21 protein-coding genes are annotated in these 17,774 nt (G+C 40.7%); 7 read left to right on the top strand and 14 right to left on the bottom strand.

Annotated features, from left to right (window positions below; all coding sequences use genetic code 11):
- Nucleotides 1-15: 15 nt before the first annotated feature.
- From CFH81_06465 to CFH81_06485, 5 genes are all read right to left on the bottom strand, one after another.
- Complete coding sequence (locus CFH81_06465) at nt 16-441, bottom strand: hypothetical protein (GenBank protein DAB39863.1); 426 nt, start codon at nt 439-441, stop codon at nt 16-18.
- Nucleotides 442-444: 3 nt separating this feature from the next.
- On the bottom strand, nt 445-834 hold the full coding sequence (locus CFH81_06470) for a hypothetical protein (GenBank protein ID DAB39864.1): 390 nt from the start codon (nt 832-834) through the stop codon (nt 445-447).
- A 123-nt stretch (nt 835-957) separates the two neighbouring features.
- Nucleotides 958-2,127, bottom strand: coding sequence for a sulfide:quinone reductase (locus tag CFH81_06475; GenBank protein ID DAB39865.1), 1,170 nt, complete (start codon nt 2,125-2,127; stop codon nt 958-960).
- Between the two features lie 11 nt (nt 2,128-2,138).
- Nucleotides 2,139-3,587: a cytochrome c oxidase accessory protein CcoG gene (gene ccoG, locus CFH81_06480; protein DAB39866.1), complete on the bottom strand. Its 1,449-nt coding sequence runs from the start codon at nt 3,585-3,587 to the stop codon at nt 2,139-2,141.
- A gap of 18 nt (nt 3,588-3,605) precedes the next feature.
- A complete protein-coding gene (locus tag CFH81_06485; GenBank protein ID DAB39867.1) occupies nt 3,606-4,265 on the bottom strand; it encodes a hypothetical protein in 660 nt (219 codons plus the stop codon).
- A gap of 153 nt (nt 4,266-4,418) precedes the next feature.
- Here CFH81_06485 and moaC point away from each other — a divergent pair, with 153 nt between their 5' ends.
- The 3 genes from moaC (at nt 4,419) to CFH81_06500 (ending at nt 6,067) form a co-directional block, all read left to right on the top strand.
- Nucleotides 4,419-4,901 (top strand): cyclic pyranopterin monophosphate synthase MoaC, encoded by a 483-nt coding sequence (moaC, locus tag CFH81_06490; GenBank protein ID DAB39868.1) that lies wholly within the window; start codon nt 4,419-4,421, stop codon nt 4,899-4,901.
- Complete coding sequence (locus CFH81_06495) at nt 4,873-5,142, top strand: DUF493 domain-containing protein (protein DAB39869.1); 270 nt, start codon at nt 4,873-4,875, stop codon at nt 5,140-5,142. Before moaC ends, CFH81_06495 begins: the two co-directional genes overlap by 29 nt.
- 145 nt (nt 5,143-5,287) lie before the next feature.
- Nucleotides 5,288-6,067 carry an inositol monophosphatase gene (locus CFH81_06500; protein ID DAB40445.1) on the top strand — a complete coding sequence of 260 codons (780 nt, stop codon included), beginning with the start codon at nt 5,288-5,290 and terminating at the stop codon, nt 6,065-6,067.
- A 98-nt stretch (nt 6,068-6,165) separates the two neighbouring features.
- Here the strand turns inward: CFH81_06500 and CFH81_06505 are convergent, their stop codons facing one another.
- Both CFH81_06505 and CFH81_06510 read right to left on the bottom strand, forming a co-directional pair.
- The gene (locus CFH81_06505) at nt 6,166-6,615 is read right to left on the bottom strand and encodes a signal peptidase II (protein DAB39870.1); all 450 of its coding nucleotides are present in this window, start codon (nt 6,613-6,615) and stop codon (nt 6,166-6,168) included.
- Nucleotides 6,616-6,617: 2 nt separating this feature from the next.
- Nucleotides 6,618-7,955 (bottom strand): phosphoglucosamine mutase, encoded by a 1,338-nt coding sequence (locus CFH81_06510; protein ID DAB39871.1) that lies wholly within the window; start codon nt 7,953-7,955, stop codon nt 6,618-6,620.
- Between the two features lie 189 nt (nt 7,956-8,144).
- Here CFH81_06510 and CFH81_06515 point away from each other — a divergent pair, with 189 nt between their 5' ends.
- Genes CFH81_06515 through CFH81_06525 form a run of 3 tightly spaced genes read left to right on the top strand, consistent with a single transcriptional unit; the run spans nt 8,145 to nt 10,044 of the window.
- Complete coding sequence (locus tag CFH81_06515; protein DAB39872.1) at nt 8,145-8,414, top strand: 30S ribosomal protein S20; 270 nt, start codon at nt 8,145-8,147, stop codon at nt 8,412-8,414.
- Between the two features lie 45 nt (nt 8,415-8,459).
- Entirely contained in the window at nt 8,460-9,527 is a 1,068-nt protein-coding gene (locus tag CFH81_06520; protein ID DAB39873.1) for a peptide chain release factor 1, read from the top strand.
- Between the two features lie 52 nt (nt 9,528-9,579).
- Complete coding sequence (locus tag CFH81_06525) at nt 9,580-10,044, top strand: hypothetical protein (GenBank protein DAB39874.1); 465 nt, start codon at nt 9,580-9,582, stop codon at nt 10,042-10,044.
- On the opposite strand, the gene CFH81_06530 is transcribed toward CFH81_06525, so the two are convergent.
- The 5 genes from CFH81_06530 to soxC form a co-directional block, all read right to left on the bottom strand.
- Nucleotides 10,041-10,538: a hypothetical protein gene (locus CFH81_06530; GenBank protein DAB39875.1), complete on the bottom strand. Its 498-nt coding sequence runs from the start codon at nt 10,536-10,538 to the stop codon at nt 10,041-10,043. The two genes, CFH81_06525 and CFH81_06530, sit on opposite strands and share 4 nt — an antisense overlap.
- A 98-nt stretch (nt 10,539-10,636) precedes the next feature.
- Nucleotides 10,637-10,936 carry a thiosulfate oxidation carrier complex protein SoxZ gene (soxZ, locus tag CFH81_06535; GenBank protein ID DAB39876.1) on the bottom strand — a complete coding sequence of 100 codons (300 nt, stop codon included), beginning with the start codon at nt 10,934-10,936 and terminating at the stop codon, nt 10,637-10,639.
- Between the two features lie 48 nt (nt 10,937-10,984).
- A complete protein-coding gene (locus CFH81_06540) occupies nt 10,985-11,431 on the bottom strand; it encodes a thiosulfate oxidation carrier protein SoxY (protein DAB39877.1) in 447 nt (148 codons plus the stop codon).
- A gap of 108 nt (nt 11,432-11,539) precedes the next feature.
- Complete coding sequence (locus tag CFH81_06545) at nt 11,540-12,676, bottom strand: MFS transporter (protein DAB39878.1); 1,137 nt, start codon at nt 12,674-12,676, stop codon at nt 11,540-11,542.
- Nucleotides 12,657-13,991: a sulfite dehydrogenase gene (gene soxC / locus CFH81_06550; protein ID DAB39879.1), complete on the bottom strand. Its 1,335-nt coding sequence runs from the start codon at nt 13,989-13,991 to the stop codon at nt 12,657-12,659. The genes CFH81_06545 and soxC overlap by 20 nt, the downstream gene beginning before the upstream one ends.
- Before the next feature lie 309 nt (nt 13,992-14,300).
- Here soxC and CFH81_06555 point away from each other — a divergent pair, with 309 nt between their 5' ends.
- The gene (locus CFH81_06555; protein ID DAB39880.1) at nt 14,301-14,744 is read left to right on the top strand and encodes an MOSC domain-containing protein; all 444 of its coding nucleotides are present in this window, start codon (nt 14,301-14,303) and stop codon (nt 14,742-14,744) included.
- Nucleotides 14,745-14,957: 213 nt separating this feature from the next.
- Here CFH81_06555 and CFH81_06560 read toward each other — a convergent pair whose 3' ends face one another.
- Both CFH81_06560 and CFH81_06565 read right to left on the bottom strand, forming a co-directional pair.
- On the bottom strand, nt 14,958-15,920 hold the full coding sequence (locus CFH81_06560; protein DAB39881.1) for a DUF302 domain-containing protein: 963 nt from the start codon (nt 15,918-15,920) through the stop codon (nt 14,958-14,960).
- A gap of 234 nt (nt 15,921-16,154) precedes the next feature.
- Nucleotides 16,155-17,711, bottom strand: coding sequence for a hypothetical protein (locus CFH81_06565; GenBank protein ID DAB39882.1), 1,557 nt, complete (start codon nt 17,709-17,711; stop codon nt 16,155-16,157).
- Nucleotides 17,712-17,774: the final 63 nt, after the last annotated feature.

Raw genomic sequence — 17,774 nt, forward strand, 5'->3', positions numbered from 1 at the left:
TAACTCTTAATTAAATTATTTCTTTATATCCTTTTTCAATTTTATCTCTTTTTTGCTTTGTTTCAGCACCCGAACAAATGCCGCATCAGCGTCATTTTTATAATCGCTTTGTACCTTATAGTAACACGTAAAACCTTTTTTTATTTCTAGACGCACATATCCGTCAAAATCACTCCCCGTACTTTTAACCACGGGATTATTGCAGTCGCCCACATGATATTTTGTCAACTCTACCCGATATTCGCATTCAGGAGTATCTTTCATGCCCAGCGCTTCTTCAATTGCTGTTTTATCGTTTTGGCTATAAACTGCATAATGAAGACACGGAAGAACCAAAGAGTCATTGTTTTCACAAAAAGAAGAATAAACAGGATACTTTTCTTTGCACCCAAGAAGAATCATCACCAAGGCCGCATAAAAAAAATATCGTTTGCGCTGCATCGTCTAGCCCACAATTCCTTTTACCCAGGCTTCCATTGTAGTGTTAGCTTCCGGATTTGGCGCTTCCAAAAAGCTTATGACGAAAGCATTATCCACTTCAGCCACCCCGATACTTCTTGGTCTGACAGCCAAAACTTCAGCTTTTGACAACACTTTGCCAAAACAACAAATAATATTTTTTGCCGCTTTTATCTCATCGGCAATTTGCCCCGCTTCTAAACTTTTGGTATGCGCGTAGTGATCAAATTCGCCTATATACGTTGCTACCGGATGGGCTTCTATCTGTTCTTTTAGATAAGCTAAAATCTCGTCTATAGTCTTATGGCGCGTTTCGTTTTTGTTCACCTCCAAGGTGAACACCGGATATTTTTCCATAACAGTTATTTGTTTCATTGACTCTTCTCTTTAGTTTTTATAAAATTTTACTATTATTATGCTTATAATAATTATAATCTATGAAAATAGTATGAACTCGAAAAATCAATTTCGAATCTATGCTTTTAACAGACTTTATTTTTACATACCTGGGAGTCTTGGGATATTTCCAAGCTTTGAATTTTTACAATACCATCCCCATCCTTTTTTCATCCAATGCCCAATCCACGGCAACGGTATCATTTTGCCGCCTCTGTCATCCCTGTAAACAAAAGCCGCGCCGCTGCCTGTATCCATAACACACAAAATATTAAGATGCTCCATGTAGCTTAGTTTTGAATCGATATTTTGGATACGCTGAAAAATATTATAGGCTGTATTTCTTGCCATTACCTCGGCCACATGTCCCTGCTTTGCTCTCCATTCGGGCCCCATCAGTGAAGCCGAATCCCCAATGGCATAAATACCTTCCAAGCCTTCGACTTCATTATATTCATTTGTAACGACAAATCCGGTATCGCTAAGAGGCAGTCCGGAAGAAGTCAGTACATTGTGGCCTGTGCCTGCGGAAATAAACATGGTCAAATCAGAATCCAGTTTCGTTTCATCTTCGAAATAAATACCGTCATTCTCAAAGCGTGCAATCTTTGAGCCTATTTTTGTTTGGATATTGTACATTTTAAACATCTTGTCCATCATATACAGCGCTTTTTCGCCCATCTTCGCACCAGGTTTTTCCATAGGAGCAAAAAAGGTAAGAGCAAAACGCTCTCTCAATCCTTTTTTCTTAAGCAAGGTATCTATGTTAAAAAGTACCTCAAATGCAGGGCCTCCGCGTACGGCAGAAGTATCTTTCGGGTTGCCGCCAAAGCCTATGGCAATCTTTCCTTCCCCTTTGGCTATTAAGGCGTTTAGGCGCTCATGAAGCATGGTGGCTTCTTCAGGCTTTCCGCAAATAGAAAGCGTATGCTCCATACCCGGATGCTGTATTTTATCTTGACCCAATGCAACGACGATATAGTCATATCCTTCCAAAATACGCCCGCTTTGAAGCGTTACTTTTTTTTCTTCCGCCTCAAACTGTGTGACAGGATCTACGATCAGCATAAACCCGTGCTTCATTGCTAATTTATCTAAAGGAATACTCACGTCCTCTTTTGTTGCGCCTCCGGTAGGAATCCAAATTGATGTAGGGTAAATATAAAAATAGTCCCGGTCACTCACCAATGTTACGTCCAGTTCGTTTTTGCGCAAATAGATTGCTGCTTCAATACCTGCAAATCCGCCGCCCAATACCAATACTTTTGCCATATTTTCTCCTTTTATTTTTTAATTAAATCCGCACGAGGGTAAACAAAAACCGTATCCCTTTCGACGATAATATTTTCTTTATCATCCACGGCATATGCTTTTATCTTGACGGGAATCGGAACATCTTTTCTCATATCATTTGCAAGCATATGAGATGTCTTCAGGACCACGACTTTTTTCCTTTTTTGGCCGGCAGCCAATTCAAAAGGTTCTTTTGGTCTTTCGATCTCTATTTTGTCATTCCCTACGATTTCAAATGTATAGGTATGCTTTTTGCTGTCAGTGTTGGCAAACAAGAAAAGATAATCATTCTCTACCACGCCATGATCAAGTATTTTATAAAGCCTTGTTGTTTTATTGACATTTAAAAGCATATGCTCTTTTTTGCTTCCCATTGCAAAAAGCGCCACAAGAACCAGAGCAAGCACTACAAAATAAGCGATGACTTTTGGTCTCAAATAGTTGGTTTTGCCTTCATGCCTAAGCGTCTCTTTTTCGCTGGACCACTGCACCAAACTCGGTTTGCCCAGCGCCCCCATTACCTGAGTACAGGCATCCACGCACTCAAGACAGTTGATACATTCAAGCTGCAGCCCTTTGCGGATATCAATGTGCGTAGGGCATACCGTTACACAGCTTTCACAGGTCGTACACTCTGCACTCGGCATGACAGCCTGGAGCTCTTTTTGTTTTGTAAACAGTTTTTGACGGCCTTGCCCGTGCCCTTGGTAGATTTCTCCCCCGCGGACAGGATCATATACAGCCATCACCGTATCATCATCATAAAGTACCGACTGCACTCGGCTATAGGGACAAACATAGACACAAAAGTCTTCTTTGATAAACACAACATCCACGATCAAGAAACCGGCAATACTAAGCAAAAAGCCTATAAGCATCATATGCTCATCCGGATTTTGTATATACTGAAAAAAGTCTTCAGGCGGCACAAAATACCATAGAAAATTAGCCGCCGCAATAAACGCCAACACAGACCAAAGCAAAATTGCGATCACTTTTTTTACTTTATTCTCCGCCTTGCTCATATCAGGCTCTTGCTGCTTATTTTTGATACGTTTTCTAAGCCCTAAAAGCTTTGTTTCGATGCCGTCTCTATAAATAACCCTAAAAATTGTTTGGGGGCATGCCCAGCCGCACCATGCTCTTCCGCCTACTGCCGTGACAGCAAATATCCCCAAAAATAAAAGCATAAGCAAAAATGGCATCAAATAAAGCTCTTGCATATCAAATGCCACTCCTGCCAAATGCAATTTTTTCTGATCAAAACTCAGCAAAAAAAGATGATTGCCTCCGATTGTGATCCAAGGAATCAAGATCGCAACAATCGTCGCTGCCGCATACACCCAATACCGCTTAATTCTATACGGCACCCATCCCTTAAGATATTCTTTTACTTTATTTTTCTTTGCTTCTTGCGTCTTCTCTATTGATGTTTCCATTTCCTGCACCCTCTTTCTTTAATTTTTTTCTCGTACTTTTTCAAATGGACACAGCAGCAAACTATCAACCTCCGCCAAACCTTCTTTGGATCGATCAATTTCAATCCAGGAGTTTCTAATAAGTTCCCTGATGCCCCGTGATTCGATATAATCCTTTAAGGAACTTCTGCTCACATCCAATTCTCTTGCAATAGCACTCACACTCAATCCTTCTTTTAGGAAGGTGATTATCTGCACTTGCGATTTGTCAAACTTAGATGATGACTTGCTCCCTTTTGGGCGTCCAATTTGTCCTGTTTTTGCCTTTCGTGCTTCTCTTAGATCATTAAGCAAAGGAAACATTTCTGCAAGCGGCGTTTCTTTGGTTATAACTGTTTTTGTGTCAGCCACATATACGGTAATCTTTCGACTTAGGGTACAATTTATCAGCTTGACCAGCTCCACCACACAATCAGACAAAACAGAAAGCGTCTCTACAACCATCCCGTCACCCTGTTCAAGAGAATGGATAAAAGCCTCCAATTGCCGGCGATCTTCTATCGAACGATTTTTGCTTGAATGCTCAACTACTTCCTTGTCAATATGTAAACCGTGAATCAATGAAAAAGAAAAAATACTCTGTAACTGTTTAGACAAATGATTACCCTGAGGCGTTTGTCTTAAATAGGCATATACCATATTGCTCCTTTCTCATTTGTATAATATTAACTTATTTGATGATTAAAGTCAATAATTTTAATATATTTTCGTCAAATATTTACTTTTTTCGTCATACGTTTTTTGGCGTGTTTTCAAAATTATGCTAAAATACAAAAAAAATAAGGATTTTCTGTGAATCTTACACATTTAGACGAACAAAACAAACCAAAAATGGTGGATGTATCCGGAAAAGAGAATACCTTACGTATTGCCACCGCAAGCGGCATTATCGAGGTAGGACAAGAAGCATACGATAGTGTAGTTGCCAATACGGCAAAAAAGGGACCCGTATTGCAGACTGCCGTAGTTGCTGCCATACAAGGCACCAAACAAACCAGCACACTCATTCCAATGTGCCACCCCCTAATGCTCACCTCTGTAAAAACCGATATTGAAGAGCTGCCGGAACTGCCCGGTTTTAGACTGACAGTTACAGCCAAGCTCAACGGTCAAACCGGCGTAGAAATGGAAGCGCTCACCGGCGTAAGCGTGGGGCTGCTCACCATTTATGATATGCTTAAAGCTATTGACAAGGGTATGATTATCAGAAACGTACAGCTAGAACAAAAATCCGGAGGAAAAAGCGGTGAGTTTAGAAGAAAAACAACCCGATAAACCGCAAATACACTATCCTACGCGGTGGGGATTTAAATTAATTGGGCGCGACAAAAAGAAACTTCTTGCCTGCATCAAAGAAGCGATGGGGGAAAAAGAGCACCTTTGCTCAATGGGCAACGCATCCAAAACAGGTAAATTTCATAGCTACAATGCCAGTTGTGAAGTTGAAAGCAAAGAAGAACGGGATCGAATATTTAAATATTTTCAAGACCATAAAAATGTGGATATGGTCATCTAAAGTCTCTTGGCTCTTAATTTGAAAATGTCTTTTTGCGCTTAAGCCTATAAACATAAGGAAATTTCATGATAAAGAAAAAATCATGAAACCCAAAAGAAAATCAAAATGCAAAATAATATATCTGCTTTCAAAAGAAGGATTCAAGATGAATAAAATAGACAGACTAAAACAGATAGCCAAAGAAGCCGGAGAGATAGTAAAAGAAGGTTATTATGCTAAAAAAGAAGTATTCCATAAAGGAGTGGTTGATCTTGTTACGTCCTATGACGTTAAAACCGAAAATTTTTTACTAAAAGCGCTTAAGGATTGTTTTCCTGATTACCATTTGATAGGAGAAGAGAGCCATCACGGAAGCTACCTGCACGACAAAGCTGTCTATATAGATCCTATTGACGGCACAACCAATTTTATTCATGGTATTCCTCATCTTGCAATCTCTTTAGGGGTCTGGGAAGGCGGAGAACCCTGTCTTGCTGTGGTTTACAATCCGATTTTAGATGAAATGTTTTGGGCAGAAAAAGGGAAAGGTTCCTACTGCAACAAAATTCCCTTGCAAGTCAGCGCACAACCAATACTTCAGCAATCTCTTATTGCCACAGGGTTTCCTTACGCCAAAGTCAATCAAGGCATTGAGTACCGCTGGGCAATCAACAGCCTGGCAAAACTTCTTCCTCGCATAAGAGATATTCGCCGATTGGGAGCCGCTTCCCTCGATCTTTGCTATTTGGCGCAAGGCAAAGTGGATGCATTTTATGAGATAGACCTAAAGCCCTGGGATGTTGCAGGGGGCATTTTAATACTCTTAGAGGCGGGCGGAAAAGTAACCGATGCCTGCAATGAGCCTTTTGCTTTTGACGGTAAAAGTATCGTTGCAAGCAATGGAAAAGTACATGCTGCCCTGCTGGAACATCTAGAGAAAATTTAAGTGGCTCCAAAACAAGCATTAAACCTTTCAGCCGATGAAACATCTTTAAGATCAGTAGTTTGACGGGTCTTAATTTTTTATTCTCAAAAAAAATTTTCCTATTTTGTTTTGATACTGTCGGAAAAAAAGTAATGCTGTATAACTATCCATATTACAGCCGCATCGATCGCTACATCTGCATAGTTAAACACCGCAAATTTAAACCCGCAGTGCCATGCAACATAGTCCACCACGCCTCCATGCACAAAACGATCATACACGTTTCCCAACGCTCCCCCCATCAGCAAACCAAGCGGGAAAGCATACCGCTTCACGTATCCCTCTTTGACGACAACATAAGCTATGCCTGCAATCAAAAGAGTTTGTATCCACTTTAGATAATCCCCTAAAAATTCAAACATAGAAAAGGCCACACCCCGATTGAAATGCAATTGCAAATCTATGCATTTGCCTGTATAGTTATAGCCCTCTAAAAAAATCAATTTTATGCCCTGATCGACAATAAAAGTACCTATGGCCACAAGAAAAAATATGAAAAATGGTCTCATCGTTAAGCCAAAGCCCCCTTAAAAAACACAACACATTCCTGCATCATCTCTTCTAGTTTTGTTTCATCTCTGCCTTCAAGCAAAAGCCGAATTTTATTCTCTGTGCCGGAATACCTAAAAAGATGCCTCATGCCTGCATCTTCTACTTTTTGTTTTAATTTATCCAACCCTTTAATGCCGTCAAACGGTCTTTTTTCATCCACTAAAAGATTGACAAGCTGCTGGGGATACGAAACATAAGGGTTGAAAGCTTCGCTTGCCTGTTTTCCTGTTTTTACAAGATAGGCCAGCGCCTGCAGCGCACTGGAAATTCCATCTCCTGTTTTCGCGTAGTCCAAGAAAATAATATGCCCGCTTTGTTCGCCGCCAAAATTAATACCCTTATTCTGCATCAATTCAACCACATGCTTATCGCCCACATTGCTTCGGTAAAGTGTTAAATTCTTAGAAGAAAGATACTCGTCCAATCCTTGGTTGCTCATCACGGTTGCTACCACTCCTCCGCCCCTGAGTTTTCCTTCAGATTCCAAGTGAATCGCAAGTACCGCTATCAGTTTATCTCCGTCTACGATCTCCCCTTTTTCATCCACCATCACAAGTCTGTCCGCATCCCCATCAAGAGCTATACCGACATCTGCTCGATATTCCACAACGGCCTTAGCCAAAAGCTCGGGGTGCATGGCACCGCACCCCTCGTTAATGTTGAATCCGTTTGGCTTATCGCCAATTACAATGACATCTGCTCCCAGCTCTTGAAGAATAGTCGGCCCCACAATATACCCTGCGCCATTAGCACAATCGATAACTACGCGCTTACCTGCCAGCGTCATAGAAGTTGGAAATGAATTTTTAATATGAACAATGTAGCGGCCGATAACGTCATCGATCCTTTTGGATTTTCCAATCTCTTTACCGGTTGCCTGCGCCCTCAAAATTGCATCATCATCTTCATAAATCGCTTCTATTTGCTCCTCTTTGTCTCTATTGAGCTTATTGCCGTGGGCATCAAAAAATTTAATTCCGTTGTCATAGTAAGGATTGTGACTCGCAGAAATCATAATACCCGCATCGCAACGCATATTTTCAGTCAAAAAAGCAATAGCCGGCGTGGGCATGGGCCCTATTTGTATCACATCAAATCCCACAGCTGTCAAACCCGAGACAATCGCATTTTCTATCATATAGCCGCTTCGCCTCGTATCCTTGCCCACTAAGATTTTATTTGTTTTCGCCGATGCTTTAAAATAAATCCCTGTCGCCATCGCCAAACGCATCGCACTCACAGCACTTATTTTTTTACCCGCTTTACCGCGTACGCCATCTGTTCCAAAAAGTGTCACTATAGTATCCTTAAATAAATTAACTTAATTTTATCGCAAAATTGATTAATTTATCTCTCCGGGAAATCCCTCTTCATTTTAATTAATAAATCTTTAATATTTATTTAGCTATCATTCGCGCACTAATTTCACTCGTAAGGCTAGACAGAATGTTTGGTTCTTGTTCGAGATATTTCAAAGGAACATACTATGGCACATCATAAGTCGGCAAAAAAACGTATTTTGCAAACTGCTGTAAAAACTGAAAGAAACAGATATTACAGAACCAGACTCAAAAACATCACAAAAGCGGTACATGAAGCAGTAGCGGCGGCAGACAAAGCAGCAGCAACTGAAGCGTTTAAAATAGCAAACAGACAAATTCATTCATTTGTAAGCAAAGGGTTTCTCAAAAAACAAACTGCTTCAAGAAAAGTAAGTCGCCTTCACCAAATGGTAAATGCTATCGAAGCTGCATAAGCAGTTTCGATACCTCCCTAAAATAAACTAACACAAAGAACGCCTATGTTCAAAGAAAAACTTCTGCCTTTTATCAATAGACACAATGAAATCAGCAAACTTTTAAGTTCTCCGGATATTGCAAGTGATATTTCAAGAATGACCGAACTAAGCAAAGAACAATCCGGGCTCAGCGAACTTGTCGAAAAAGCCAAGCTTTATATTCAAACGGCTGACGCCATCGAAGAAAATAAAGAACTTTTAGGGGATGCGGAGTTGGGAGAATTGGCGAAAGAAGAATTAAACCAACTTGAACCGATGCTGCCTGTTTTGGAAAATGAGATTAAAATTCTCATGATTCCAAAAGACAAAAATGATGATAAAAATATTTTTTTAGAATTAAGGGCCGGAGCCGGAGGGGACGAAAGTGCTCTTTTTGTTGCCGATGTATTCAAAATGTACACAAGATATGCTGAACAAGTAGGCTGGAAAGTCGAGATTGTAAGTACCAGCGAAGGTACGGCAGGAGGCTACAAGGAGCTCATTGCACAAATCAAAGGCAAAGGGGTCTACTCTCAACTTAAATATGAAGCCGGAACACACCGTGTTCAAAGGGTACCGGATACCGAAACACAAGGACGCGTCCACACCTCAGCCATCACTCTTGCCGTGATACCGGAAGTGGATGATGTTGAAGTGGACATTAAACCCAATGAAATCAAAATGGATGTCTATCGCTCAAGCGGATGCGGAGGACAGTCAGTCAACACTACCGATTCTGCTGTCCGCCTAACCCATATCCCCACAGGAATTGTGGTTGCAATTCAAGATGAAAAATCACAGCACAAAAACCGAGACAAGGCGATGAAGGTTCTCAAGGCCAGAGTATATGAAGCGCAAATGCAAAAACAGCTTGCTGAAACTTCAAGTCAAAGGAAATTGCAAGTTGGCTCAGGCGACAGATCTGAAAAAATACGTACCTATAATTATCCGCAAAACAGATTGACAGATCACCGCATAGGACTTACTCTTTACGCACTTGATGATATCATGGAAAACGGCAATCTTAAACTTGTTATCGATCCGCTGATTGCGCACGCACAAGCTGAATTAATCCAAGAAGCAGGACTTTAACTCTCTTTTGTCTGCTCTTTGTCCTTTGAAAAAATAAAATCCTGGAGTATTAATGCTGCATTTTAGATCTATCCAGAGTGACAATAACCTAAAAGAGGTTATTAAATCTGCTTTCGATATGGATCTGTCCGTCTCTGGTTGCTGGGGCTATACACTTGAAGAGCCGACTATTATAGAAGATCCCGAGCATACTCCCGCGGAAGAGCTGGAGTATACTATCGCATCCATGCGAACCTATATAGAAATGAATATGACCCTGCCCAAAAAAGAGCGCTACGGAAGCATTAATCTAACCGAAATACAACGAAAAGAGATTAAAAAAAACAATCTGACCTATCATGAAGTCACCTATTCAATCAGTGCCATGAAAGAAGAGCTGTATGCATCCTTCATCAATGAATACAAAGAGGGTTTTGGCAAAGAAGATTTTGACCTTGCTTTTCACTTCAAAAAAAGAAAAGAAGCCGCAATCACAAGAGAGATAAAATATTATTTTGAACTAAGCAAAATACTTTAATCATCCTCCTCAAACTCCAATATACTCTCAAATGATTCAAAATCTATTGTTTTATAGTTCCCGCTACTCACATAGTCGAGTATTTTTGAAAACTCTTCTACCTTTCTATACCCGACTACACCGTAAACAATAGTATTGTTTTGATCCATAAAAATTAAAGACGGATAGAGTCCTATTTTTAGGGATTTGGCAAAGGCATGTTTTGTTCCGTTAAAATCACGATATTCTACGACACCCTGTTCATCGATATCGACTTTGATAAAAATGAAATCCTTGGTTAATTTTGATTTTATATCACGGTTTTTCAGACTTTCATCCAGCATTCGTTCACAATAACCGCATCCTTCTTTGTGAAAAAAAAGAAAAAGATATTTATTCGCCTTCCAGGCCTCTAAAGAAAGTTGATGTATATTGATATTTTCAGATAAATTAGCAGCCAATACAATCAAAGGCAACAAATAGAACGCAAAAAGTATTCGCATACCGCCCACCATTCCCTTGCCCTTAATTGTTAAAATATTACATAGGCTCACACTGTAAAGTCCATACAATATTTTTCATTTTGCCTTCAAGAGAAGGCAAAAAACAAAAATTATTTAATCTCTTTGCTGTCTGTTTCGGTTTTGCCCTTAAGATCAACCCAAGTTACTTCAAGTTTATCTCCAGCCTTTGCTGCAGATGCTTTAAATTTAAATTGAAAAAGCGGATCTTTTGACAAAAACTGACTTGTCGAAGCATCATAGACTACTTTATCGTTTACTTTAGCACTGATATGCGTGATAAAGTTAGCCTCTGTTCCTTTCTTTTTGGCCTGATCATATGTCAGCATATCATGTTTTGCCATGACTTTCACATCAACTACATCGCCTTTTATTTTTGCTTTTATTCTCATTTGTATTCCTTTATTTTCTAATCTATTTATCTATAGAGAAGGAAGGATTTAACCCTCGCATCCGCCAAGTGCAACTTCTAATGTTTGTTTTCCTACATACAGCTTTCCATCTGTGCCTTCAACTACGGCCGTAATGGTGCCTGATTGTTTCATTTTAATTTTAAGACCAAAATCAATAATACTGTATTCATTCAATTCAAACGTAGCCACTGCACTTTCAGGGTTAGCGTCCTGGAAGATAGTGACTGTTTTTGCCGGAATATCTGATTGTACCGTCACAGGAACCGCTCCACCGTTACTTGCGACCTTTGGCGCCTTCACTTTAACATCCTTCTCAATAATCTCAGCTGACCCATAGAGCGCTTTTATCGCATCCTCCACAGTTTTTGCGGTCCAAGCGTCCGGCTTTGTTGCTCTAAAGTCTGTAGCACTAAGCAATACCGGCAGTGCGGCAAAAGCAGCTACGCTCAATCCTAAAAATTTTCTTCTTTCCATTGTTATTCCTTTTTAGTTTTATAATCCGTTTATAACAAAAAGCTGATCCGGCATTGCAGATCAATGCCCTCAACCAACCATTCTGAAATGATAGCGAGAAAATACCCGTTATTTGCTTTGATCCACCATATAATCAACTGTTGCCTTGAGCTGGTCATCCGTCAAATTTGCATTCCCGCCCTTGGGAGGCATTGCATTGATCCCGCCGATTGCATTTTTATATACAGTATCTATGCCTTTTTTGAGTGCCGCCTCCCATGCTTTCTTGTCTCCCAATGCAGGAGCACCCATTGCATCGGTTGCATGACAGACCGCGCACGAAGCTTCATAAATCTTTGCGCCTTCAGATACCGGTGCCGCCGAAGCATCTGCTTTAGGCAGTTCTCTTGCAGTAGACAACGGCGGAGAAAACTCTTTTATTTCTGTTTGAATTTTAGCAAGTATCGGCTCGCCTTCAAAGCAATTCTTCATGCATCTTGTACCATTGCCGTAATTCTCAGGATTACTCATATACTCGCGCATATTGTCTGTTCCTTTTGGGCCATCGATATTTGGCACAAAACCATCCTTATTTGGCATTTTGATTTTTAGGAATTTTTCTCTGTCAAGCTCATACTCATCATCCAATTCTTCCCCATCAATCGTCATTTCATTGATCGACAACATATAAGCGCTCAACGCGTACACCTCATCATCGGTTAAGCTCAATGGTGCTGCGTGAGGCATGCCTGTTTTGATATACCACCATAATGTGCTTGCTTGAGGCCAGTAGGTTCCAAAAACACGAATTGGTCCATCCGTATCGGGTTTTGTTCTTTGATTCTTGAGTGACGCTACACCCTCTTCGGCATTCCCCTTAGCAAGAGACGGATATGATCCCGACCCTGAACCAAAATCGCCATGACATGAAACACATTTTGCCTCGTAGAGTTCATCCCCCTCTTCGACGGTACCTTTGCCCTCCGGTAAACCTGTGCCATCAGGCATGACATCGATATCCCATGCCTTAATCTCATTTTCTGTTGCTTTTTTACCATAGGTATACCCGCCTTGAAGCGTATCTTCATTGATATGGTAGGCTGCTGTTTTACCATCGACGATAGGATACATTACTCCACCGTCAATGACTCTTTTACCATTTTCATAGGTATCTGATACACTGTTTTGTGCCGCAAACACAGTCAAAGAAGTACCGGCAACGACCAACACTGATGATATAAATAGCTTACGATAAGACTTGAACATTGTTCACCTCCCCTTTTTCTGTAACTTCCCATGTTGCAATGGCATTTCTATGATACACTGACTCTACACCCATTACTTCTCTCTCAACTTTCACACTTGGCTGAATAAATCCGGCATCGTCTCTTGCGCGGCTGGATAAAAGCAGAGGTTTTCCTTCGTACTTATACATATAGCTAAATCTTGTCCATGATTTTGGCAATACCAGCCCCTCAAGACTCGCTTCAATCCAGTTTTTGCCCCCGTCAAAAGAGATGTCAACTCCCTCGATCGTTCCCTGGCCGCTCCATGCCAATCCGCCAATCTGCACAAGATCACCTTTTTTAAGATCCGTCCATGGTTTTTCAGGGCATGGATTGGTGATGATAGAGTTAACCTCAAGCGGATAAAAGTGCTGTATGGCTTTCCCGTCAGGTTTAAGTACCGTATATTTTGCCGTCTCTTCTTTGGCATAGAAAGGCTCGGATGCGAACTCTAGTCTGCAAAGCCATTTTACGCATAGATTCCCTTCCCATCCAGGCAAAAGAAGTCGGATCGGGTATCCCTGCTCGGGCCTCAATGCTTCTCCGTTTTGACCCCAAACGATCATCGCATCGTCAAGCACCTTATCGATAGGCACCGTTCTACCCATATGCGAACTATCGCCGCCTTCTGCCAGCATCCATAATGCTTCTGGCTTAAGTCCCAAATCTTTCAAAATGGTTTTGATATATACGCCTGTCCATTGCGCAGAACTCATCATTCCCTTTGAAAATTGAAGAGAGTTAAATTGCGGCCCTCTCCATTCAGGCCCGCCATTCGCCGGACATTCGATAAAATGAATTCTGGTTACGCTTGGATATCTTTTCAATTGATCCATAGTAAGAACGATTGGCTTTTCGACCAAACCGTGGATCATCAGCCGATGCTTATTGGGATCGATATGCGCCACACCGCCATGCACACGGTTAAAAAAAAGACCGTTTGGCGTAATAATGCCCTCTGATTCATGAATAGGACACATAGAGATAGAGGCTTGCCAGTTTCCTGAAGACAAGAGATCCGACGTTCTTCTTATGTTGTTGTGCTCGTAGGCCGAGGGAATACCGTACTGATTTTTTGTTACGGGATCCCCCAGAGATGTTGCCCATGGCTGCTCCTCGATGATGGCAAGATCATCTTCCGCATTCACTTTTACGGGTGACAATATGCTCGCCGCAGCCAAAGCACTCACTGAATAAGCTGCTGTTTTTCTAAAAAAATCTCTTCTGCCTGACTGTTCTACTGTCTCTTGTGCATTCGCAAGATCATGTTTAGATAGTTTGGTTATCTTATTCATTTTTCCTCCTTGATTTATTTTGGGAATGACAGAAGTCATTTATACAATTATAGTTAAAAATTGGCCGGAAGACCAAAAAAAACGATCAATACTATGCTGCATATACACTTTATCTTATACTTGTAACTAAATTACTCTTATTTAATCAATATTCATTATTGTATATATCAAATTAATATATGAACATGCTAATTATCCCGTTTTTAACCTATACCGGGCTTAAACTTCATGTTTGATTGCAATAAAAGACAAAGACATTAACAAGATTATGCTAGAATTTTTCAATAGACTAGACATTAAAGGACGTGTATGCTACCTTATAGCGTAGGCAAAGTATTGAAACTTTATGTTTCTGTGCAAGGAAGCTCCGAGAGAATCCCTAAAAACAAGCTCTCTCTTGACTTCGATGGTGTAGTGGGCGATAAATTTTATGCCAAAGATATTCAAAGATCTGTTTTGATCACTTCAGAAAAGAGCTATGATCTGGCTCTGTCTCAAGATATCTCTATGCCTCTGGGAGCATTGGGGGAAAATATACTGCTTGACTATAATCCCTATCACCTGATTCCGGGTCAAAGACTGCAAATAGGAAAAGCTCTTGTAGAAGTCAGTCAAAACTGTACTTTGTGCAACCACCTCTCTGCCATAGACATAAAGTTGCCCAAACTCTTAAAAAAAGATAGAGGGATTTTTGTAAAAGTGATTCAGAAAGGGGAGATTCAAGAAGGCGATACGGTTTTTCTTTTGAGCTAAATGGCCTCATTGTTCTCTCCTCAAAACCCTTCCATTTTCAATGGCTCGCTTGGCTTAAATATCTAAGTTTTATATATTTTAACCGTTCGGACTGCATAAAAACATTTTGCCCGATTAGATTATAGGCAAGAGGGAAGTTTATTAAAACCTTTACCGTTTCATCAAAAAACGATGAAACCATAAAGGTAAAGAGGTATTTCGGTTTACGTTAGCTTATTGCTTTTCCGCAAATGTACTGAAGATATTTTCAAGTTTCTTTTGCGCATCCATAAGCACATCCAACGACTCTTTATCCTCTATATTGAGTGAACTGATCCATTTGTGCACCGAAGGAAACGCCATATTGATCTTCTGTTCTCCGGCTTTTTGATACAGATAGATCGAACAAGGCGCAAAGGCTCCTGCTTCAGGATGCTTGATAGCCACTGCATAAATCACAGGGATACTGCAAACAGAATAAACATCATAAAAATGGTACCACTCTTTATCGCTCTCTTCAAGATCATAGCCAAGATCCGTAAAGCCGGCCATCACGAAACCGTTGGGCGCCAATACACCTTCAAATTCCATCTCCAGATCCTCTTTTACAGTCTCCCAGTCATCATCTTCTACATCAAAAGTGACATTGGTAACCAAAGGACCTGCGGGCTCTTTCATCTGATAAGGCAATATATCAAACTGGCCGTTTGGCATTGCTGCCTTGAGCGCCTCTTCTACTTTTTTGCCCAAAGCATTGATAGCTTCGTTATCCCCGGGAATATCCATCATTTTTGCCATACCTGCAGCACTCAGCGAAGAAACAGAGATCGTCTTTGTGCCTTTTTTAGTATAGATAGACATGCTCATCGGTGAGAAAAGCCCAATTTTTGGATACTTCTCAGCTAATGCAAGCACTGTATCTTTTCTGTAGACGACAAAAAGATTATATACATCAAATGATGTCGTATTAAAATCTCGCATAAACGGCACGTTCATATCATTGTTTGCCGCTATGACAAATCCTGCTTTCGTAAAAGCCTCTTCGATGGTAGCAGGGGTGATTTTGCCATCACTATTATCTGCAGTAAATACCCTCACATCATGTGCCACAGCTGCCACCGGAGCCTTGCTCTCTTCTGCCGCAAGCCCTGTCGCCACTAAAAGTGACAAAATCAATCCTTTTGTTATACGTTTCATTTTCTTTCCTTTCTATAGCAACGGACCGCAAAGGTACGCCGCTTTTGTCGTTAGTCTAAACAAAACCATTATATCTGAAGTTAATTTAATTTAATACAAAATTATTGTTAATTTGAAGTTTATAGCAAAAAAGAGAAAATATTTGGCAATACATAAAAATTAATGAAAGAAAATTGATAAAGAAAACAAGAAAAATTGATAAACAACAAAGGGAAGCCCTTTGTTGATAGAAGATTAGAATCTGTATCTGAGGTAGAATCTAAAATCTTGTGCTGACTCTACTGTATTTTTTTCCATTCCAATGGCACCGGCAGCCTGCTTTTGAAGATCCGTCATAGTAGCTGGATCAGTAATTGGGTTAAGAGCAAGATAACTTTCTCCCCATGCGGCATTTGCTTTAATATCGCCAATGCTCATAGGTGTGCCATCAACACCAAAGAAGCTGTTGCTTCCTGTGTAGTCATAATCAATTGATGTAAATCTTAACTGAGCGCTGAGCGCTTCTGTAAGCTGATAGGTATAATACGCTTCATATGCATCGCCGCGCGCCGCCAATTTTGAACCGATCATGGTATCTTCGCCGTACGTAAACGGTCTCCAGTATTTGCTTCCGTGATTATACTCCAGCCCCAATTGACCCTCAAGCACAGGAAATTGTGCGCCTAGCCAGTAAGAGCTACCCGATTTCTGTTCATTAGATCCAAGCATAAGTTCATCCCCAAACGGATCCGTTTGGCTCCATGCCAATGAACCAAACACTTTAGTCTCGGACAAGAAACCGTCATCCGTTAAACCGTCCACCAAAACAGAAAGCGCGGCACCCTGAAGATCTCCAACCTTGGTCATCATTCCTGGATTTGTGGTATCATCGCCATCCATCATGAGAGCCATATCCTCATTCGTATAACCAGGCAAGTCCATTCCTTTATACCATATTGTTTTTACGATGTACTGGCTGTCATTGTACGGCTCAAAAATAAATCCGTATAAAGTAATATCTTTTAATGCATCATCATCATTGGCATAGCTTGTAGTAGTAGAGAATAGCGGCTCGGCATTAGTGGAACCTTGCCCTGTACACAGTTTAATACTCATGCCCGGTACTCCCGTAATGTTGGAAAGATCAAGCTTGGAGCTTAATCCGTCAAACTCCACGTTGATCACATGTCCCAACGGAGACTGCTCTGCATCATCCTCTCTTAGGTTAGCCAAAAATCCGTTAGTAGAAGGTCTTCTCCCTATAGAGAAGGTCCAAGGGATGTCTGCACCAAAGGCACTGTCACCAAGGTAAAGCCAAGCCGCTTCTCTTACTTTTAGTGTATCTCCCGCCAAAGCCTCATTGGTTATCCAGTCAAAACTGTCCATACCGTAGCCTCTTGGCATAGAAGAAGTTGTTGTGCCAAAATCAGCGCCAAAAGCTTTATTCATAGAGAGCTGACCTTTAAAAATATTTTTTTCATCTGCTGCATATTCCATATTAAGCCAGAGTCTTGTAGCCATCAAATCATCTTTCCCTCTTGATGAACCGTCAGCCATATCATAATTGATATTATCTATTGACGTTCTCAGGTCAACGCCCCACTTGATATTATCGTTCGCATCATGCGCTTTTACTTCGCTCAGTGTCTTTTTGATCTTTTTTATCTCGGCAGCGTCACCGCTTTTTTTCAACGAAGCTACTTCAGCTTTAAGCGCAGCAATCTCTGCTTTCATCATCTCGAGATCACTGGCAGTTGATCCAAACGCCATGGTCGTTGCTGCCACGAGTGACAATGCAATTATCTTTTTCATGTTTACTCCTTAGATTTTATGTTTGTCCAAACATGTATAAGTAGAATATACTATAAATCATTA

Origin of the sequence: Sulfurovum sp. UBA12169 (assembly GCA_002742845.1) — a bacterium.
Taxonomy (GTDB): Bacteria; Campylobacterota; Campylobacteria; order Campylobacterales; family Sulfurovaceae; genus Sulfurovum.